General features: G+C 49.6%; 18 protein-coding genes. 4 read left to right on the top strand and 14 right to left on the bottom strand.

Going from position 1 to position 18880, the window contains the following annotated elements; all coding sequences use genetic code 11:
• Positions 1-59: 59 nt before the first annotated feature.
• The 3 genes from ACJ2PR_RS06355 to ACJ2PR_RS06345 all read right to left on the bottom strand — a co-directional run bounded on the left by ACJ2PR_RS06355 (position 60) and on the right by ACJ2PR_RS06345 (position 2435).
• Entirely contained in the window at positions 60-737 is a 678-nt protein-coding gene (locus tag ACJ2PR_RS06355; protein ID WP_446876408.1) for an SOS response-associated peptidase, read from the bottom strand.
• Positions 738-891: 154 nt separating this feature from the next.
• Positions 892-1377, bottom strand: coding sequence for a rhodanese-like domain-containing protein (locus ACJ2PR_RS06350; protein ID WP_446876407.1), 486 nt, complete (start codon positions 1375-1377; stop codon positions 892-894).
• 188 nt (positions 1378-1565) lie between these two features.
• Positions 1566-2435: a M23 family metallopeptidase gene (locus ACJ2PR_RS06345; RefSeq protein WP_446866354.1), complete on the bottom strand. Its 870-nt coding sequence runs from the start codon at positions 2433-2435 to the stop codon at positions 1566-1568.
• A gap of 25 nt (positions 2436-2460) precedes the next feature.
• Between ACJ2PR_RS06345 and ACJ2PR_RS06340 the strand changes: the two genes are divergently transcribed.
• Together ACJ2PR_RS06340 and ACJ2PR_RS06335 are read left to right on the top strand one after the other, a co-directional pair.
• Entirely contained in the window at positions 2461-2601 is a 141-nt protein-coding gene (locus tag ACJ2PR_RS06340) for a hypothetical protein (RefSeq protein WP_446859402.1), read from the top strand.
• A gap of 17 nt (positions 2602-2618) precedes the next feature.
• The gene (locus ACJ2PR_RS06335) at positions 2619-3803 is read left to right on the top strand and encodes an NAD(P)/FAD-dependent oxidoreductase (protein WP_446876406.1); all 1185 of its coding nucleotides are present in this window, start codon (positions 2619-2621) and stop codon (positions 3801-3803) included.
• Between the two features lie 166 nt (positions 3804-3969).
• Here the strand turns inward: ACJ2PR_RS06335 and ACJ2PR_RS06330 are convergent, their stop codons facing one another.
• The 4 genes from ACJ2PR_RS06330 to ACJ2PR_RS06315 all read right to left on the bottom strand — a co-directional run bounded on the left by ACJ2PR_RS06330 (position 3970) and on the right by ACJ2PR_RS06315 (position 11530).
• A complete protein-coding gene (locus ACJ2PR_RS06330) occupies positions 3970-5871 on the bottom strand; it encodes an iron uptake porin (RefSeq protein ID WP_446876405.1) in 1902 nt (633 codons plus the stop codon).
• A gap of 192 nt (positions 5872-6063) precedes the next feature.
• On the bottom strand, positions 6064-8664 hold the full coding sequence (locus tag ACJ2PR_RS06325; RefSeq protein ID WP_446866357.1) for a M1 family aminopeptidase: 2601 nt from the start codon (positions 8662-8664) through the stop codon (positions 6064-6066).
• A gap of 368 nt (positions 8665-9032) precedes the next feature.
• Positions 9033-9968, bottom strand: a complete 936-nt coding sequence (argF, locus tag ACJ2PR_RS06320; protein WP_446876404.1) for an ornithine carbamoyltransferase — start codon at positions 9966-9968, stop codon at positions 9033-9035.
• Positions 9969-10306: 338 nt separating this feature from the next.
• On the bottom strand, positions 10307-11530 hold the full coding sequence (locus ACJ2PR_RS06315) for an HhoA/HhoB/HtrA family serine endopeptidase (RefSeq protein ID WP_446866360.1): 1224 nt from the start codon (positions 11528-11530) through the stop codon (positions 10307-10309).
• A gap of 243 nt (positions 11531-11773) precedes the next feature.
• On the opposite strand from ACJ2PR_RS06315, the gene ACJ2PR_RS06310 reads away from it, so the two are divergent.
• Positions 11774-12130 (top strand): metal-sensing transcriptional repressor, encoded by a 357-nt coding sequence (locus tag ACJ2PR_RS06310; RefSeq protein WP_446861891.1) that lies wholly within the window; start codon positions 11774-11776, stop codon positions 12128-12130.
• Between the two features lie 129 nt (positions 12131-12259).
• Here ACJ2PR_RS06310 and ACJ2PR_RS06305 read toward each other — a convergent pair whose 3' ends face one another.
• A complete protein-coding gene (locus tag ACJ2PR_RS06305; protein WP_446866361.1) occupies positions 12260-12916 on the bottom strand; it encodes an SDR family oxidoreductase in 657 nt (218 codons plus the stop codon).
• A 445-nt stretch (positions 12917-13361) separates the two neighbouring features.
• Between ACJ2PR_RS06305 and ACJ2PR_RS06300 the strand changes: the two genes are divergently transcribed.
• Positions 13362-14045, top strand: coding sequence for a DUF1997 domain-containing protein (locus ACJ2PR_RS06300; RefSeq protein WP_446876403.1), 684 nt, complete (start codon positions 13362-13364; stop codon positions 14043-14045).
• A gap of 81 nt (positions 14046-14126) precedes the next feature.
• On the opposite strand, the gene petJ is transcribed toward ACJ2PR_RS06300, so the two are convergent.
• From petJ to accD, 6 genes are all read right to left on the bottom strand, one after another.
• Positions 14127-14450, bottom strand: a complete 324-nt coding sequence (gene petJ, locus ACJ2PR_RS06295; RefSeq protein ID WP_446876402.1) for a cytochrome c6 PetJ — start codon at positions 14448-14450, stop codon at positions 14127-14129.
• 147 nt (positions 14451-14597) lie between these two features.
• Positions 14598-15011 carry a plastocyanin gene (gene petE / locus ACJ2PR_RS06290; protein WP_446861895.1) on the bottom strand — a complete coding sequence of 138 codons (414 nt, stop codon included), beginning with the start codon at positions 15009-15011 and terminating at the stop codon, positions 14598-14600.
• Positions 15012-15161: 150 nt separating this feature from the next.
• Entirely contained in the window at positions 15162-15710 is a 549-nt protein-coding gene (locus ACJ2PR_RS06285; RefSeq protein ID WP_446866364.1) for a protein-tyrosine phosphatase family protein, read from the bottom strand.
• Positions 15711-15780: 70 nt separating this feature from the next.
• A complete protein-coding gene (gene psbV2 / locus ACJ2PR_RS06280) occupies positions 15781-16275 on the bottom strand; it encodes a photosystem II cytochrome PsbV2 (protein ID WP_446876401.1) in 495 nt (164 codons plus the stop codon).
• A gap of 96 nt (positions 16276-16371) precedes the next feature.
• Complete coding sequence (gene psbV, locus ACJ2PR_RS06275; RefSeq protein ID WP_446876400.1) at positions 16372-16863, bottom strand: photosystem II cytochrome c-550; 492 nt, start codon at positions 16861-16863, stop codon at positions 16372-16374.
• 481 nt (positions 16864-17344) lie between these two features.
• Positions 17345-18271 (bottom strand): acetyl-CoA carboxylase, carboxyltransferase subunit beta, encoded by a 927-nt coding sequence (accD, locus tag ACJ2PR_RS06270; protein ID WP_446861899.1) that lies wholly within the window; start codon positions 18269-18271, stop codon positions 17345-17347.
• Between the last annotated feature and the right edge of the window lie 609 nt (positions 18272-18880).

The following is an 18880-nucleotide window of genomic DNA, read 5'->3' as shown; positions in this document are numbered from 1 at the left end:
TGAGATCTTTGAATTTGCGGTGGCGTTTGTTCGCCTGTCAGGGGGTTCAACCGTCATATCTAGTGACTGTTTGCCGCGATCGCTTCGATACAGTCTGGCTGATCGTGAGTGGGGCGATTGACCAGGGGACTGACCGCATAAGATTGCATCGCTTCTGATTCATAAGGGCGAAGCAGGGCTTGTAAAGCGTCTGTGTCCTGATTTTGGGGATCGAGCCAGCGATCGTAATCTTCGGGGTGCAGCATCACAGGCATCCGATCATGTACCTGACTCAGAAGTGAATTGGCATCGGTTGTCAGAATGGTGCAGGTCTGCCATAGATCGCCCTCTGGGGACGACCACTGCTCCCACAAGCCAGCAAATCCAAACGTCTGACCGTTTTCTAACCGAAAGTAAAAGGGCTGCTTCTTGCCCTGGGTTTTCTGCCATTCATAAAACCCGTCTGCCGTGATTAAACAGCGTCGTTTTTTGAAGGCTGATCGAAAGCTGGGTTTTTCGGTGACGGTTTCCGATCGCGCATTGATCAGTCTCGCGCCGATTGCCGGATCTTTTGCCCAAGTGGGGATCAGGCCCCAGCGTAAGGCTTTGAAGGTACGATCGCCCGATTCGCTCAAGATTGCCGGAACGGTTTGCGTCGGTGCAATGTTGTAGCGGGGTGTCCAGTCAGGGATGTCTTCGAGACCAAAGGCGGAGGCGATCGCTTCACCTGTCAAGCTTTGAGTAAATCTGCCACACATAATTAAAAAAGAGGTTGGTTAAAAAAGAGGTTTAAGAAAACGACTCAAAAAACTTGTGCAAAAAAGGTAACGAGCCAAGCCTGACCCATTACCTGATAACTAAACCTATAGAAGAGAACAATCCAATTAAACGCTCTGAACCTGTTGTTTGAACTTACTTAAAGTTGATTTTTTGCGTATCTGCGTGATGCTTCACCTGAGAAACCACATTGTAGGCATGTTCGCCGGGTTCTTCGCGTGCATCAACATTGCCTTCGGTAGACCCGCCGATCGCTCGCCACTGAGCCAGTCCGCCTTTGATTTCTGCAACGCTCTTAAATCCAGCTTCACGAAGTAGTTGAGCAGCCTGAGAAGTTTCTTCAGCGCTGTTTCCGTAAACGTAGATATCGCGCTTTGACTCCAGATTCTTTTGCGCCATGTCCACCAACTCACTCAGGGGGAAATTCATTGCGCCCATGATTTTGCTGTCGTTGAACGCTTCACGGGATCTGACATCCAAAATCGTCAGAGCAGGTTCGCCCCACTCTAAGCGCGACTTGAGATCATGAACTGAAGACTCTTTCTTCAAATCTGGGGGCGTAGGCGTGACATTAGGGAGTGCGTCTTTAGCGTCTTTAATAAGATCTTGTGGGTTTTTCATAATTTCCTCTGTGTCTAATCAATTACTCAGAAACTTTACTGAAAAAGCGATCGGGATCTAATCTTTCTCAGGTGAGAGGAAGTGATTTTCTTTAGGCATAAATGAGCGCGATCACGACAGATCCCCAACTTCAAAATCAGGGATCTGTACCGTTAATTATTCAGAATCACAAGCCTGCTGATCTGCGGTTAGTTAAAGCTTTGAGTTCGCCACGGAGTCGGATCAACTGACAATCCTTGAACGTAGAATCCCCAGTGTAAATGCGGGCCAGTCGCGGCACCCGTCCCCCCTAGGGCGCCGATCGTTTGTCCAGCTTTGACGAAATCGCCTTCTTTGACGTTGATGCGGCTCAGATGGAGATAAATGGTAGAAACGCCCTGACCGTGGTCAATTCCAACACAGTTCCCGTGAATTTTGAAGCCGTTTGCTTCTCGTCCCACTAGCGCCACTCGACCATCCGCAGGCGCGATAATGGCAGATCCAGAGTTGCCCGCATAATCCACCCCCCGGTGATAGTAGTCCTGAGCAAACACGCCATTGTAGTAGCGACGTACTCCATACCCTGTGGTCGTTTCACCATTGTTGGGCCGCAGAAACTTACCTGACCAAAACTTTTGAGGACTGACAATTTTTTTGAATTCATCTACGCGATCGAACTCAAAATCGGTGCCGTCGTCACCTTTGCCCGGTGGAAGCCAGATGCGCTGCGTGGGAAACGATCGCTTCTTTAAGTTGACCGTCAAATTTTGAGTTTCACTGCCATCAGTGACCTTAAGAGAGAGGCGACCGGGACGATCAAGGGGAGTCGTCGGTAAGAGGGCGCGAAATTTCTGACTTCCGACCGCAAAGGTGGGATAGGATTTGTTCCCCAGCGTCACCGTCGGCGCAGCGCCTTGAGACTGTACCAAAACCGTGAGCGTATCGCCCAATTGAGGGTTAGCAGGTGTGATCTGAGCTTGTAGAGCGCGAGAAGGATGGGCAATCAAAATCGTCGCGATCGCCACACAGCCAGCCAAAATCACTTTTACAGGCGTTGAAAGTTTAAGTAAATTGAACATTCGTGGTGTGAGGAGTTGAGAAGAGGTGACTCAGTATCAGATTCAAGTCATTCTAGAATTGTTTCTCTCTAAAGTTGCATCATCCGCAATCTCGTCTAGAAAAGTTCAACAGTCTGTACGACTAGAGACGGTCGATCGCCCCCTGCATCCCCTAAACTTTTTCTAGCCTCAAGATGGATTCGCATGAAAACATACGACTGGATTGTAGTAGGCGCAGGCATGACGGGAGCCGCCCTCAGCTACGAACTCGCCAAACAAGGATTTTCAACCCTACTTTTAGAGCAGCACGATCCCCTCCAGGGTGCGACTCGCTATAGCTATGGGGGGCTGGCATTTTGGTCAGGCACGACGGACTTAACGCGCCAACTGTTTGCCGAAGGCATTGAGATGCACCGTCAGCTATCGGATGAGTTGGACACAGACACGCAGTTTCGAGAAATGGATTTGCTGCTGACGATCGCCGCCCACAACGATCCCCAAAAAATGGCAGAAAATTACACTCCGTTTGCCATCCCACCTCAGTTACTCACCGTTGACGAAGCCTGCGAATTAGAGCCGCTACTGAATCGAGAGGCGATCTCCGGTGCCCTGACGGTCAAACATGGACACATTGAGCCAGAACTGACGACTCAGGGCTATTGTCAAGCCTTTCAACAATTGGGCGGAGACTTCAAAATTGCTCACGTTACAGGGTTGGTGAGAACCGGGGATCAAGTTTCTGGCGTGACGACTCGTGATCAAACCTTTCACAGCGCCCATGTCGTCATGTGTGCAGGAGGAATCAGCCGTCAACTGCTCAAAGAAGCCGGGATCAGGGTTAAGCAGTTTTTTACTCATGCAGAATTAATCGAAACGCCGCCTGTCGAAATCAAGCTTCGCACTCTAGTCATGCCTGCCGAAGGAGAGCGCTTTCAACTCGAAGCAAAATCGACCCAGCCCACCGTCGAAGACTTATGGAACGAACTCGGACACGAGCCAACGCCAGCCATTCTCGATGCAGGAGCCATCCAGTTTCTCAACGGCACAATTCGCCTGGGACAAGTCAGCCGCACTTTAACTGATCCCCATGCGGCGATCGACCCCCTTCAAAGCGAGTCCGATCTGAGAGCCAAAATCAGAACCATTCTCCCCACACTCGGCGACCTACCAGGAACCTGGCACCATTGTTTGATTGCCTTTAGCAGCGATCGCCTTCCTCTCATCGGCGCAATTCCGGGCACGCGGGGCATCCATGTCTTCTCAGGCTTTAGCAATCCGCTGGTGGTGGTTCCTACAGTCGCCCGACGATTTGCGGCTTGTATGAATGGAAAAACCGACGAGGCGATCGTTCAATTGTCGCCCGGCCGGTTTGATGAGAAGGTCGTGTGAATTTGATAAGATTCTTCACTTCGATATTCAGCGCTTCTGCCCCCAACCCCCATTCTGAAGGACTTTAAGACGAGAGTTCTAGTTCAAAGTCCCTGACTGGTGGGGGATTTAAGGGGCGAAGAAGGCTTGAACGTAGCGAAAAATTTCATCGAACCTACGTTAATGTCTAGAAGCTAAACTGCGTTCGGAAGCTGCCTACAAAGATCGTTGGATTGACTTCAAAGTTGTTGGGGTTGAAGATCGCGTAGAACGTCGGCACTACAGCAATATTTTGAGTCAACGGATAAAAATAGGACGCTTCTAACTCATACTGGGTGCCACCGTCGCCACCCCCCGATGCAAAGAATCGCCGCCCCCTTGTGATATCCATCGGCATCAAGAAAGTGACCGTACCCAACGCACCTTTTTTACCCAGATCAGGGAAGCCGACCCCCACCTGGAAGGACTGAGTTCTGACTCTTCCATCCACCGGATTCAGATCGATATTCGCGAAGCTGTAGCGCCCAAATACACCAATCCCAGGAGTCAGCGCCCAGTCAAAGTTTACGCCAAACATGTCTGCTGAGGCGTATCTCAGTCCACCACCAATTCCCCCCTCTGAGAAACCAGGGCCCGCATCCAGGTAGCCATAGGGAATGGGTTCTCCGATCGCTCCGCCCACCTGTCCGCCGTAGGCCTGAATGCGCGAGTGGTTGTATTGAAAGCGCAGGTTGATCTTATCGTTGGGCGAGAAGGTGAGTTCTGCTGATGTCGTGTTGGTGCCGCCAAACAAACCAAACTGGGGATTGCTCGACGTATTAAAGCCAAACTGAGCAGGCAAGAATTCAGTGTTTTCACCCAAATAGCCGAGCGCTAGACGAAACTGTTTGCCCAGATTGATTTCAACGACGGCTCCTGAACCCCGGTCGATCGAATTGGATTGAGTGCTGTTGGAGGTGTCAAAGCTGGCTCCCGAATTGAAGACAAAGTTAAAGCGATTGAAGTCAAAGTGACGATACCAGTTGATGCGAGGGCCAACGGTGACTTTGACATTTTCGCCCACCGGAAAGCTGTAGAAGAGATCGTGAATTACGACATCAGGACGACCGTTGACCGTTCCCGCTGATTGGTCAAAGAAAGGAACACCACTCGCATTAAAAAAGCCAGCCGACGCATATTGGTTGTAAGGAGAAATCGAGTTTCCAGCCGCCAACTGAGTCACCAGCAGATCTTTTCCGCTAAAGGAGGTGTTGAGGGTCAGCCAGGTTAAGAAGCCCATCGTGATGTTGGGGTCGGTGGCTGTTAGGGTTGTAGGCAGTCCTCCAGTTCGGGTTGCAAAGAATCGACCGTTCCCAGGATCGTTGGCTCCAGAAACGGGCCCTTCATACAAGACTCCGCGCCCGGCGGTCGCGCCTGTGATGTTGACCCAGACATTTCCTTGCAGCTTGGTGGTGGTTGAGAACTGCTGCTTTTCTAAGGTGGTGGCTCGCGCTTCGAGGGCATCGACCCGTCCGCGCAGGGTGGCCAGTTCTGCGGCAAATTCTTCTTGCAGTTTTTGCAGCGTCGCCAGATCTTCTTTTTTGACGAGATCTGCGGTGGCTGCGGCGATTAATTCATTCACGCGATCGAGACAAGCATTCAACCCAGCCGCAAACTCATAGCGAGTCATGGCCCGATTGCCGCGATAGGTTTTGTCGGGATAGCCCGCAATACAGCCGTAGCGCTCAACCAGCGACTGAAGTGCCTGAAACGCCCAATCTGTGGGGCGCACATCGCCCAATTGAGACACCGAAGTCACCTGCGACATGGGGGTTTCTGGAGTCTCTTCGGCTTGATCTAAAGAGGCAATGCTTTCGATCGCATCCAAACTTGAGCTTGTGGGAACCGTCGCATCGGCAACTTTGAGCGGAGAAGCAGGAGCAACCGCAGTCTGAGAAGAATCAGCAACCACCAGATCAACTTTCTCTAGCAGATCTTGGGTATCAGTCGGCTGCGCTGCGAAACCGATCGTAGAGTTGGATACCACTAACGTCGCCCAAACGACTGGAGAAAGCAGCAAGGGCTTCCAGAAATTAGACTTACTCAACATACAGCCTCACACCTATCCGAACATAACTTTGGTGTGTATCGTACCAAACAAGTGTTGTCGAGACTGTAACTTTGTGAACAGAAAAAAGTGAGGAGTGAGGAGTGAGGTGTAAGGCGGAAGGAGTGAATGCAGAAGAGTGAGGGGTGAAGGTGGAAAGCGATCGCTTCATTCTCCATCACCCGCTTTTGAGTCTTACTTTTCTTTTGCCTCCAGGGTTTCTAGCCGACTTTTTAGGGTCTGATTGTCTTTTTTTAACTGATCGAGTTCTTCGCGTAGCTGTTTGACGGCTTGATCGGCACCTGCATTTTTTTGGACGGTTTGGATCGACTCTTCGGCAATGCGGCGCACTCGGCCGTCGGGAGTCTGGTCAGCCAGAGATTGCAGAATGCCGATCGCTTTGGTCGTTTCCATCTGTCCCAGTCCAACGGCTACTGCCACTTGAGTCAAGAAGAAGGTTTCGCGTGAGAGTTCTTGAAAGCGAGACAAAATTCGCTCTAAGTTGAGATTGCTCTGTCCGCTCGAAATCGCTCCCAAGGCTCGAATTGCCGTTAGACGCAGCGGTTGAGGAACGCCGATCGCCGTATATTCCAGCACAAGATTTAGCGCTGATTCTGAGGTTTTGAGTTGGCTGAGGGCACCGATCGCCCCTGATCTGACCACTTCATTCCAGCCCTGACGCTCTTTGAGAACGGTTTCGATCAGCTTCAAAAGGTCGTCGTTTAACTCGTCGGAGGTGGCGACTTTACCCAAACTTCTCAAGGCGGCCGCTTCGACGTAATAGCTGGCATCGCCTTGCTCAACGGTCGATTTGAGCGCTTTGTAGCTGTCGGTTGCTTTGATTTGGGCGAGACTTTCGACGATCGCTCTTCTCACTCGCGCATCTTCATCCAACAATCCGGTGAGTAGTCCTTGTAAAGCCTGGTCAAGCCGAATGGCAGCCAAACTTCTGGCAACTTCTGAACGCACTCCCCAAAAGCGATCGCTCTTTAGCGCTTCTGACAGGACTTTGACGACTTCTAACCCGCCTTTTTTGGCCAACGCTTCCGCCGCATAAATTCGCGAAACGGGGTCAGGATCATGCTGAAGTTGGGCTTTGAGTTCTGAAACTGGATACTCCAATTCGACCGTCTTTAGATAGGAGTTGCCCACATCAAAGCTGACAAAATCAGGCTTTTGTTCGAGGGGGAAGTAGAAAGTCTGTTCGCGATCGTGAATCCGAACCGGAAACGTTTTGAGTTGAGCTTCTGGCTGCCTCTCCTCACTCCTCTCTCCTCTCTCCTCACCTCCCACAAATCCAAATCCGATTGGAATCTTGAGATCAAACAATTCTTTGGTTTCGCCTTCTTTGACCTGAGTCTGCGTCACTGTCACTTTGGCGAGATTGCTGTCACCATCCCAGGAGTAGGCGATTTTGTAGTCAGGATGACCGCCTCGAAAAACGTACTGATCAAACAAAAATAGTAGATTTCGTCCTGTTGATTTCTCGATCGCTCTCAACAAATCCACCGTCTCAACCGTTTTGTGAGCGTTGTCGTGCAGAAAAGTGGCGATCGTTTTCCAAAACAGGTCGTCTCCCAACTCAGTGCGAATCATGTGATAGACGCAGGCACCCTTTTCATATAAGTGACGATCGTAGAGTTCGATCGCTTCTCGATAAATGTGGGTGACGATCGGGCGACGGTAGCGAGACGCATCTTCATCCAAATAGCTGCGGGCTTCTCCGAGCAAATAGTAAGCAGCCGTTTCAGCATCGTATTCATGGTTCATCCACAGCACTTCGGCATAAGAGGCCATGCCTTCTTTGATCCAGGCGTGTGACCAATGCTTGATGACGACCAGATCGCCAAACCATTGATGTGCCAGTTCGTGAGCCACCAGCGTCTCGGTACTGCGGTTGTCGATCGCCGCCCGTTCATCTAAAAGACAGCGATCGGTGAGCAGCGTGGTGGACGTATTTTCCATACCACCAAAAATAAAGTCATCGACACAAACCTGCGCGTATTTAGGAAACGGATAGGGATAGCCATAGGTTTGACTAAAAAACTCAATCATTTGCGGCGTTTTGCCCATGCTGATTTGAGCTTGCTTTTCTCGACCTTTTTCGACGTAATAGGTGACGGGCTTGCCCTTCCACTCGTCCTTAAGTTCCGCAAAATCACCCACCGCCAGTGTCATCAAATACGTTGGGTGAACCTGCTTTTGTAGCCAGTGATAAATTTTGCGATCGCCCTCCAAATCGACGCTGATCAACTCACCATTAGAAATCGCCGTATACTGCTGCGGCACACTCACCCGAATCTCGGAAGTCGTCAACTGCCCCGGATAGTCAAAACAGGGAAACCAAAAGCGAGAATCTTCATCTTCGCCCTGAGTCCAAACCTGCACAGGCTTTTGAGGATAATGCTCGTCAGGAAGAACGAAATAAATACCCCGCTGAGGCTTCTCGACGCTGTAGAAAATCGCCACCTCGATCGCCTCTCCTGCCTGAGTCGGCTGCTTGAGACGAATGTGTAGCTGATCCCCGTCATAGTCAAACGGCTGCTCAACTTCGGACACTTTCACCGTTTGAATCTCAAGATTCACCGCATCTAAGGTCAGGCGATCGATTCCACTTCTTACCGGATTGAGCCGCGTTACACAAGTGCCCTGATAGCTCTGATTGGGAATATCCAAACTCAAATCGAGACAGATATGCTCCACTTGACCGGGACGATCGGGATTGTAGTGAGGTCGTGCGCCGGGCAGTTCAAAGGACTTGTGACGACTGTCGGCATCAAAATAGGAATTCAGCATGATGAATGGAGCAACCTTAAAGGTTCAGTGAGAGACGGATTCAGTAAGAACAAGCATAAACTCGTTATGACTATGGACAATATCAAAAAACGGATGGAAAAGCTGTGGAGAAAAAAGTTTTTACCCGCGCCTTCACTCAGTTAGGATCGTGAACTGAATAAGATCGATGATTGCCTGGTTGCTTCGCCCCCTAAATCCCCCATTCTGGGGGACTTTGAGAAAGCAGACATTCTAGAATTTAAGGCAGTTTCGCGGTTCAAAGTCCGCCAAATTTGGGGGATTTGGGGGGCAGAAGCCAAATTAAACGACGCGAAACCGCGAGAATTACAGGTTGTTTAATTCACGATCCTTAGCAGACCAGCTTGAGATTAGACTCCTCCCAAAAGAGCCGCCAACAGCGCTTTCTGAGCGTGCATCCGATTCTCTGCTTGATCCCAGAGCTTTGATTGTGCGCCCTCCATTACGCCTTCGGTAATCTCTTCGCCGCGGTGAGCCGGGAGACAGTGCAGCACGATCGCATCCTTATCCGCATAAGTCAGCAAATTTTCATTCACCTGATACGGCTGAAAAATCGGAATGCGGCTGTCTGCGAGATCTTCTTGCCCCATGCTGGCCCAGACATCGGTGTAGAGAACTTGAGCGTCTTTGGCAGCGGCGATCGGGTCGTTGGTTAACATAACTTCTGACTTTCCGGCAGCGATCGTTCTGGCTTGTTGGACGATCGTTTCACTGGGTTGATATTCCGGCGGCGTGGCAATCCGCACATTGATCCCCGCCAAAGCACAACCCAACATCAGAGAATGCGCCACATTGTTGCCATCGCCTAAATAAGTCAGCGTCAGCCCAGCCAGCGAACCAAATTTTTCTTGCACCGTTTGCAAATCCGCCAAAATCTGACAGGGATGTTCTAAATCAGTCAGCGCGTTGACGATCGGAATCTCCGCATACTCAGCAAACACCTCCAGATCTTGATGCTCAAAGGTACGAATCGCCAAAATATCGAGGTAACGATCGAGAACTCTAGCGGTATCAGCGATCGGTTCACCCCGGCTCACCTGAATCGAACTCACATTCAGATCCAGCACTTGCCCACCTAGCTGATAAATTGCCACCGAGAAACTCACACGAGTCCGAGTAGACGCTTTGTAAAACAGCAGTCCCAAAGTTGGCGCATGACCTTTGACCTGGCAAACAGGATTAATTTTTCCTGCCTTCATTTGGGCGGCAATATTTAACAGTTCGTGCAGTTCATCTGCGCTCAAATCGACCAAACTCAACAGATCTCGTCCCTTCAATTCGCTCATGCCCATCCTCGGTAGTTGCCAAAAAAACAAAAAATCTTGCACCTCAAACTGGCACAAGCAAATCATCTTAAAACCCTACCAAATCTGACCCAGTTAGCCTAGTTTTTTTAGGGATGAAGGAGGAGGGATAAAAGGGTTGTTCGGATCGATTTATAGAGTCCAACGTTTCTCGCCGAATTTTTAGCAGCCTACTTCTCATTGAGAAACCATGAAGAACGAAACCGTTTCCAATTCATCCCTCCTCGCGCAGCGGATTACCCCCAAAGGGGGAACAGATCATCGAAGTTCTCCCTCCTCGCGAATGCGGGGCAAAGCCCTCCCTCATCCCTCATCCCTCCCTACGCCGCATTCCTCAGTTCTGCGGTTTTGACTGCAAGCTGCTGAGTCTGATCGCCTCGTTGGATCTGGACTTTGAGGGTTTGTCCGAGGCGGCTGTTTTCAACGATCGTTTGGAGTTGTTCTGCGGAGGCAACCTTTACTCCATCGATTTGGGTCACAACATCGCCTCGACGAATGCCTGCGATCGCCGCTGGTGTATTGGGCAAGACTCGCACCACAATCACGCCATTCAGTTCAGGAACGGTGAAGGGAGAGTTGGGATCGCTGTTGTTTTGTTGAGCAATTTCTGGAGTCAGCGTTGTCATCTGAACGCCCAGATAAGGATGAGGAATCTTTTCGCCCCGCGCCAACTGATCTTTAATCGACTTGACCTTATTGATCGGAATGGCAAACCCAATCCCCATCGCATCGGCTCGAATCGCCGTATTGATGCCAATCACTTCCCCGCGATCGTTTAACAACGGGCCGCCCGAATTGCCAGGGTTGATTGCCGCATCGGTTTGGATAAAGTCTAATCGCTTGTCAGGAATGCCCACCTGAGCGCTCGATCGCTTCAAAGTACTGACGATCCCCAGCGTGACGGTGTTGTCTAAGCCGAGGGGATTTCCGACGGCGATCGCCCACTCTCCGACATCAATCGCATCCGAATCGCCCAACGGAGCTATAGGCAAATTGGTGCCGTCGATCTTGACGACTGCCAAATCGGTCACTTCATCAAATCCGCGCACCTTGCCTTCAAACACTCGCCCATCTTTGAGCGTCACCGTCACTTTGTCTGCGCCATTGATCACATGAGAGTTCGTTAAAATTACGCCACTCTTATCGATCAAAAAGCCAGAACCCTGTCCCCGCAACCGCTCTTCTCTGGGCATCTGAGGAATGACCTCTTCGCCAAAAAAGCGCCGAAAGAAGGGATCTTCAAGCATGGGGTCAGTGGTTGCCCGACGAGTAATGGTTCGCTCGGTGTCAATCCGCACGACTGCGGGGCCAACTAGCTTAACCGCCTCTGCCACAAAACTCCCTCGCTCGATCGCTCGACTCTTCAATGCGATCTTTTCTTGAGGCGCAACCGCTTGAGACGCAACCTCCGGAGTCAATTTTTCTTGCAGGGCGGCCGCTTCAGCCGAAAACTGAAGTCCGATAGCGCATCCCAGCGTCAGAAGACAGGTCAGCACAATGGCTCGAACTCGACGAAGAACGTTGAAAACCTTGGTGAATCGCATAGCATCAACTCATAGTGCAAACGAACAGTTGCAAAGCGATCGAGGAGTGATCCTCTGATCCCCACCTACAGTCTAAAGATTCTTGAGCGGGGGTCATCAAAGAACGATCGACAATTCTGTTTACAACAGTTAAATCTATTCTGCCAATTTCGGAGTAGACCTGGGTAACGGGTTAGCCTAGAAACCCTTTAACATCCATTAAGATCGGGAATACCCCTACAGACCCCTTCGCAAAAAACACCAATGACAACATCAGACCTTCCCCGCAGCGAGAATTTGAAAGATTCTGCCGATCAGACTCACGATCATGGCGCTTCTGATCATCCCCATGTCCATAGTGAGGAATCTGTCCGGCAGGTCGTCAATCGTCTGTCTCGAATCGAAGGTCACATTCGGGGGATCAAGTCGATGGTGCAGAGCGATCGCCCCTGTCCTGACGTTCTGGTGCAAATTGCGGCGGTGAGAGGTGCCCTCGATCGCGTAGCCCGCATCATTTTGGACGAACACCTGACCCAATGCGTCGCCCGTGCCGCAGAAGCCGGAAACATTCAAGAAGAAATCAAGGAGTTAAAAGCCGCCCTCGATCGCTTTCTAATTTAGCTTCACACTTAATTTGGCTTCACACTCCTACGAGAGGAAATCGCTACGTCAGGCAAAGAACAAGGGATAAAGCCAATTTCAACTCTTCTTTCATCCCTCATCCCGAAGCGGAACAAAGTTCTCCCTCCATCAAACCACTTCAAACAACTCCCTCAACTCCTTCTGAGGCGCATCAGGTTTGGCGACGATCTCTACAACTTTGTTGCGGGCATTGGCTTGAAAGACAGATTCCACACAGACTTGAGCCACCTTAGTGCGAGGAATACTACCATCAAACAAAGTGTCTGCCGAGGATAGCACGATCGCATCTGCGTTATCTTCATTCTTCAGCCCACCAGGACGCACAATCGTATAAGTCAGCCCGCTGTTTTGCAGATATTCTTCTGCCTGCTTTTTCCAGACGAGAATCAGCCAAAACAAATTTAATGGGTGAAAAAACTTTGAAGTACAAAGCGAAGTCACCAGGACAAAATGTTCGATTTCTTTGAATTTAGCGACATCAACGAGGTTTTTTGTGCCTTCATAATCCACTTTGTAAGGGCCCGTGGGATCAAAGCTGGGACGGGCACCCGTGGCACAAAACACAATCGTACTGTCTCCCATTGCCGAGCGCAGGCTTCCTGGATTCAAAACATCCCCAGTAACTAGCTCGATTCCGGTTGGCAAGACCGATCGGGCTGTTTGCGGGTCGCGTACCAATGCTCTTACGGGAATGCCGCGATCGATTAGTTGTTGAACAATTCGCCGTCCCGTTTCTCCGGTTGCCCCTGCGACAAATGCTTTCATAAACAGTTTTCTCTCAATTAAGCTGATTGCACATTTATCAATCTAATCGCTATCCTGTCATCTGGTTTAAGAAGGAGGCGATCGTCAACCGCCTTCAAAACATGGCTCAAAAATGACTCAACCTAAATTTGTGACTCAAATCATTCCCAGATTTCTCACGCTGTTTTAAGATACATTGCGTAACGTTAAATCAAATTAAACCAAACTACGTAGAACAGATCTCAGTAATCCGCATCACTACCGAGCTTTCACCGGACTTGAAGCCTGGATCTGCAAAAACATTCAACCTCCTGGGAATTACCGTATCCGCAATCACCGCAAACAATTGCCAATAAATTTAGATTGTATAAACTTTCGGGTCTGAAGCCAGATCGCAGTGAAGGAATCAATATCCTGGGGGAACTTTGGACTATAGACCCACGGCAACTTACGCAAGAGAGTGTCCATGCAGTCCCATTCGACCGATTCACCGAAGCTTCGCATCGTGAGCCGTCCAATTGCTCAACCTGATGCAATCCCATCACTTGACCCTTCCCAGCCAGGAGACGCAATCCCCAGCGTGACCGAGCCAACCCAATTTCACAGCCACTTTGTTGACAGCATGGAGATGTCTGCTGACCCCAAGACTGTCGCAGAATATTTGGATGCTCATCACGGTTGGTTTCGACGCTGTGCCCATCCGATGCAGGTGGATGCGATCGGGCAAAATAGCTATGCGCTGACGATCGGCAATTTTGGGGCGTTTGGCTACGAAATTGAACCCAAAGTCGGCTTAGACCTATTGCCCCAGCAAGAAGGCGTTTATCGGATCGAAACGGTGCCTGTGCCCGATTATGTGACCGCTGGCTATGAAATCGACTTTCGAGGCGCAATGGAGCTAGTCGAGCTTTCTCAAGTCCAAGCATCTTTCAAGACGACACGAATCCAGTGGCAGTTGGATCTGCTTGTCAGCATTCAGTTTCCCAAATTTATTCATGCCCTCCCTGATCACTTGATTCAAAAAACGGGCGATCGAGTGCTAAAACAAGTCGTTCGACAAGTCTCACGACGGCTCACTCACAAGGTACAAGAAGACTTTCACACATCGAGAGGCTTACCTCTACCCAAGCGTTCTAGAAAATGGATTTAGGCATTAAATTTAAGCCATTAAAAACCCCCAACAGATCATTGGAGGGTGTCCTATAAAACTCCTATAGAAAAGACTCAGTACCTACCAACCTTTCTCAGACTGACTTAAAACGTATTCAGCGACAGCTTCTATCTCGTCATCCTGAAGACGACCTTTAAAGGAAGGCATTGCGTTTTTGCCGTTTATCACCTGAGTTCTAATTGCTGCTAGAGAGTTCATACTGTATTTCTCTAGCGCTTCTTTCCTTAACGTTTTGTTGGCGATGATGACGTTGTTACCCCCAATGTGGCAAGCCGAACAGTTGGCGTTGAAGATTTGCTGACCGTCCGGTTTGAGGGCCCAGGCAGGCTGAGTGAAGGTAAAAAGCGCGATCGCCAGCAACAGAATGGGCAGCAGTTTTCGCAAGGCGGTTCTCCCCGATTCGGTGATGATTGTAGGCTGAATGTTTGTGGCAAACCTATTCTATGACCTTTGTCAGTGGTTTTTGATCAGCCTAAACAACCAACTCTAGTAATCAACCCAGCAAGAAGGAGAACCTGAGATCGCAAAAAACTAGCCCGCAACGACAACCTTTCCAACCATGCCAGCACCGCGATGAGGCAGGCAGAAGTAAGAGTATTCGCCCGCAGGTGCGTCAGCAGGAATGGTCAACTCAAAGGATTTACCAGCGCTCTCTAGCCCTTTGTGAGACAGTTTGTCTGCCAAGTCTTTGCTGCCACCGGGAATTTTGGAAACGTCAAACACCACATTGTGAGGAGGTAGCGCGCCAACTTCCCACTTGACGACATCACCAGGCTTGACGCTGACAACTTTGGGTTCAAAAACCAACCCTTTGTTAGTGCCCATCTTCACGGTGTAGGTTTCAGCAGATGCGGGGTTAACTGCGACAAATAGACTGCCAACCACTAGGAGAATGGTGCAGAAAGCCAGGGAGAGACGCTGCGTAACGGAAGCAATTGATTTCATAGATTTCTCTGGAATACGAATATTTTCCACTTCTCTCTATATTTTACAACCTGGCGGACTCTACTTTGACAAGCAGTCAAACTTCTCTAAAAGGTATTTTTCAAAGGGTTTGAGAGATTGTTACTGGGAGACGATCACACCATTCCATTCTCAAGGAGTGATCTCCGTACCGCACTGGTTCAGCAATGTGTCAAGTTCTCTCATGACCTTCCACGGACTTTGCCCCCGAAGGGGAGCCACGATCGCCGCCTCATGAGGATTTCTACCCATTTTTTTGACGGTGGCGATCGCTAATCGAGTCGGCAAGCCTCGTCCACTAACCAACCAGGCCGCCAGCACCTGTCCCGTTCTCCCAATGCCGCCCCCACAGTGAACAACAACCTTTTCATTTTGTTGGTCAGCGACTTTGAGAAAGGGCAGGATTTGCTGAGTTAGCGTCTCACGATCAGCCAGTTGAAAGTCCGCGATCGGACTCCAACAAACGCGATCTGTGCCAAATTCTTGCTGATAAGCCTCCAACAGATTTATCGAGAAGGGGGTTAATTGCGCTGTAGGCAGCAGACAGCAAACTCGCTGAATTCCTTGATTTCGCATAAATTCCAACCACTCGCTAACGTTCTGCTGAGAGTGGCCAGGTCTTGCAGCCCCAAAAACGATCGCCTCTTGTTCTCCAGCAGCCGCAAATCTGTATGGACTCATCATTGTTTCTCCAACAAAAAGAGAAGCCTCTGACAGAAACTTCTCTCCAGTTAAGCTCAAAACTTAAGATTTAGAACTGCCCCAAACTATCTCCCCATCCCGGTGCTTTTTGAGCAGCTCTAAGAATAAATCCAGCAACGCTTTCGACCTCAGCTTGAGACAGCCAGCTTGTGGGCACCTTGCGGCACTCAAACGACTCCTCACTTCCGTCATACAGCATTGGGGCGCGCATAAACTCAACCAGACTGGCGACCGTATCTCGCGGCGGCATCGCTCCTTGTAGCGCTTTGAGCGACAGTGGCACTTTAGGATTGGGCAGCGTTGCGCCTCCTACATGGCAGGTGAGACAGCTTTGCTCAAAAACTTTCTTGCCGCTGGCTAACTCCTCTGCGGAAAACAAACGGCTATTGCCTTGATGGTCTAACTCCAAAGAAACGGGATCAATGACTTTGAGGTAATTAGTGACATATTTATCAGCAGCATAGGCAGGCAGAGTCACCATCCACAGACTCAGACAAGCCATCACTCCAGATAAGACGCGAACCCACGACGATCGAGACAGCATTCAACTCTTGTAGTAATGGTGTGTAAAAAAGCAGGCTCTTTTGAAATCGTTGCGATCAAGAAAAGAACCTGCCCTGACGAAAATCATCGCTTGCTTTTAGTAGTGGATTTTGCCACCGCCCCATTTGTCGCCTACGATCTTGGGTTGCAGCAAAACGTGGCCTGCGATTGCCACCAGATCATCCTGAGTCAAGTTACGCATTTCTGGAAACAGATCTTTGCTCTTGAGACTGGGGTGAATCTCTGAAATCTCAGTCGCGCCATCGTAGCTAGTAGGCACCTTCATGTAGTCAACCAGCGCCTCAATATTGTTACGGTTGGGAGTCGCGAGAGACAACGCTTCTGGGTCAAGACCCACGTTGGGATCGGTTTTGGTCACGCCGCCCGCATGACACTGAGCGCAAGCATATTGGAACAGTCGCTTCCCTTCTTTGACTTGCTTCAGGCTTAGCACCGTCGTATCGCCCGACTCATTGAGCGGCACAGTCCGAATGGCTTTATCGAGTTCTGCCGCGTTCGCGCTGGGGGCAAACACCTGAAAAGTAAAGAATACAGTGGCTACAGCAAGCCAGAAGTATCTTTTAAGCATGGTTCTCCTTAAATGTGGCTCGGTTATCAGAATCACAACACAACAAGCTGGCTCAATCGATCGCGCCCTCCACCCGCTGGCAAGAGGTGCGACAAGCAGACACATCTTTTAAGAAAGTTCACAACTGATTACATAAATCCACCGGGTTTCTCAGAAATGGGATTTCTCTGAAAAGGTCTCAATGGTGTGAAGTGGCGAAATTTAGATGATGTTTGCTGATGATAAAAATTGACCTCTTTAATACCAATATCATGTGAATGCCCCGATCCAGCGATGAATCTTAGAGATTGAGTATCTGGTGAGAGCAGGAAGCAGCTAAGCGAAGTGACGACAGATGGGAGAAAAAGATTTATGAAAAAAAGACATTGAGCGCTTAAGGTTCAGAAAAACTCTCGATGTCCTCTTCTATCAGTCAAATTAACGATTTTTGAATCTTTTCTACTTCTCACCGCCCAAGGCTAAAAACTTCTCTAAGCCGTGCTTAATCCGGCCCCGTTGTGCTGAGAGCCTTAATGCTAGGAAACTGGTTCATGAGATGAGAGGACGGAGCCATTGGTTGATGTAGTCGAATCAGTTGAGCGATCGTTTTCTTAAGCTGAGTGCGGGAGACGATCGCATCCACAAACCCGTGTTGCAGCAAATACTCAGAAGTTTGGAAATCATCGGGCAGCTTTTCTCTCAAGGTCTGCTCAACAACACGGCGACCCGCAAATCCGATCGTAGCTTTCGGCTCGGCCAGGATAATGTCACCCAACATGGCAAAGCTTGCAGTTACGCCGCCCGTAGTCGGATGGGTCAACACAGGCACATAAAGCAGGCGATTTTCTTGATGACGTTCGAGCGCCCCTGAGATTTTGGCCATCTGCATCAGGCTCAACATGCCTTCCTGCATTCTGGCCCCCCCGGAGGCGCAAACAATTACGACTGGAATTCGCTGCTGAGTCGCCCGTTCGATTAAGCGGGTTAGTTTTTCGCCGACCACCGACCCCATGCTGCCGCCCATAAAGCGAAAGTCCATCACGCCTAAAGCTAGGGGTAGACCTTCGATTTGCCCCATTCCAGTCTGAACGGCATCCGTAAGCCGGGTTTTTTCTTGTGTTTCACGAATGCGATCGCTGTAGGATTTACGATCTCGAAATTTTAGAGGATCAACAGGTTGCAGGTTTTCGTCGATCGCAACCCAGGTATTGGCATCAATTAGCTGACTGATTCGCTCATCGCTGTAGACTCGCAGGTGATGGTCGCACTCCAGACAGACCATTTGATTCGATCGCAAATCTTTGGTGTAAGTCAACACGCCACAAGCTTCACATTTTGTCCAGAGTCCATCAGCGATTTCTCGCTCTTGCCCATCAGGAGTCGTAGAACCTGATTTTCGGCGATTTGCAAACCAATCAAATAGTGACATAGCCAAGTTTTTTCCTCAAAGTGGATAACTGACAATTTTTGACCCAGATAGAGCGCATTCTTGGGTTTTAGCCCTCGAAGGGATGAGAACTAATTCCGCTTTTCTCCAGGTTTCTTTTTTCTTAAGACTGTGTGAAATTATCGCAGACAGTCGATCGATTTCAGAAATCAATCACACAATCAGCATTATAGGACGGTGCGATCGGTCACGAAACGTTGACTCAATCAGCATTGGTTATGTGAGAAAGGGAGCAATCTCTATGGGAGTTTGCAGAATGGGGATTTGCAGAAGGGTACGGTGGAGAACTCTAAACAGCAGGCTTTAACCAACAGACTTTAGCTGAGGGACTAATGTTCTTGATAAAGCTGTTGTTATTAAAAATTCGCCAAAAAATGGGCGGTCTTGCCCTTAGTTATTAACCTGGCGCTCAAGACTATCTAAACTTTGCAGCCCTTTCTCCGTACATGCATTAGGTCGCAGGGTTTTGTGGGCAATGGCTACCCCATCAAAAATGCACGCTCTATTATTGCCTTGACTTAGTAATCTTGACTTAGTAGTTCAGAGAAACCAACTGAACCAAGCATCTCTCAAATTACTGAGCACTTTTAC

Source organism: Phormidesmis sp. 146-33 (genome assembly GCF_052939515.1).
This window is presented reverse-complemented; position numbering and strand designations above follow the sequence as displayed.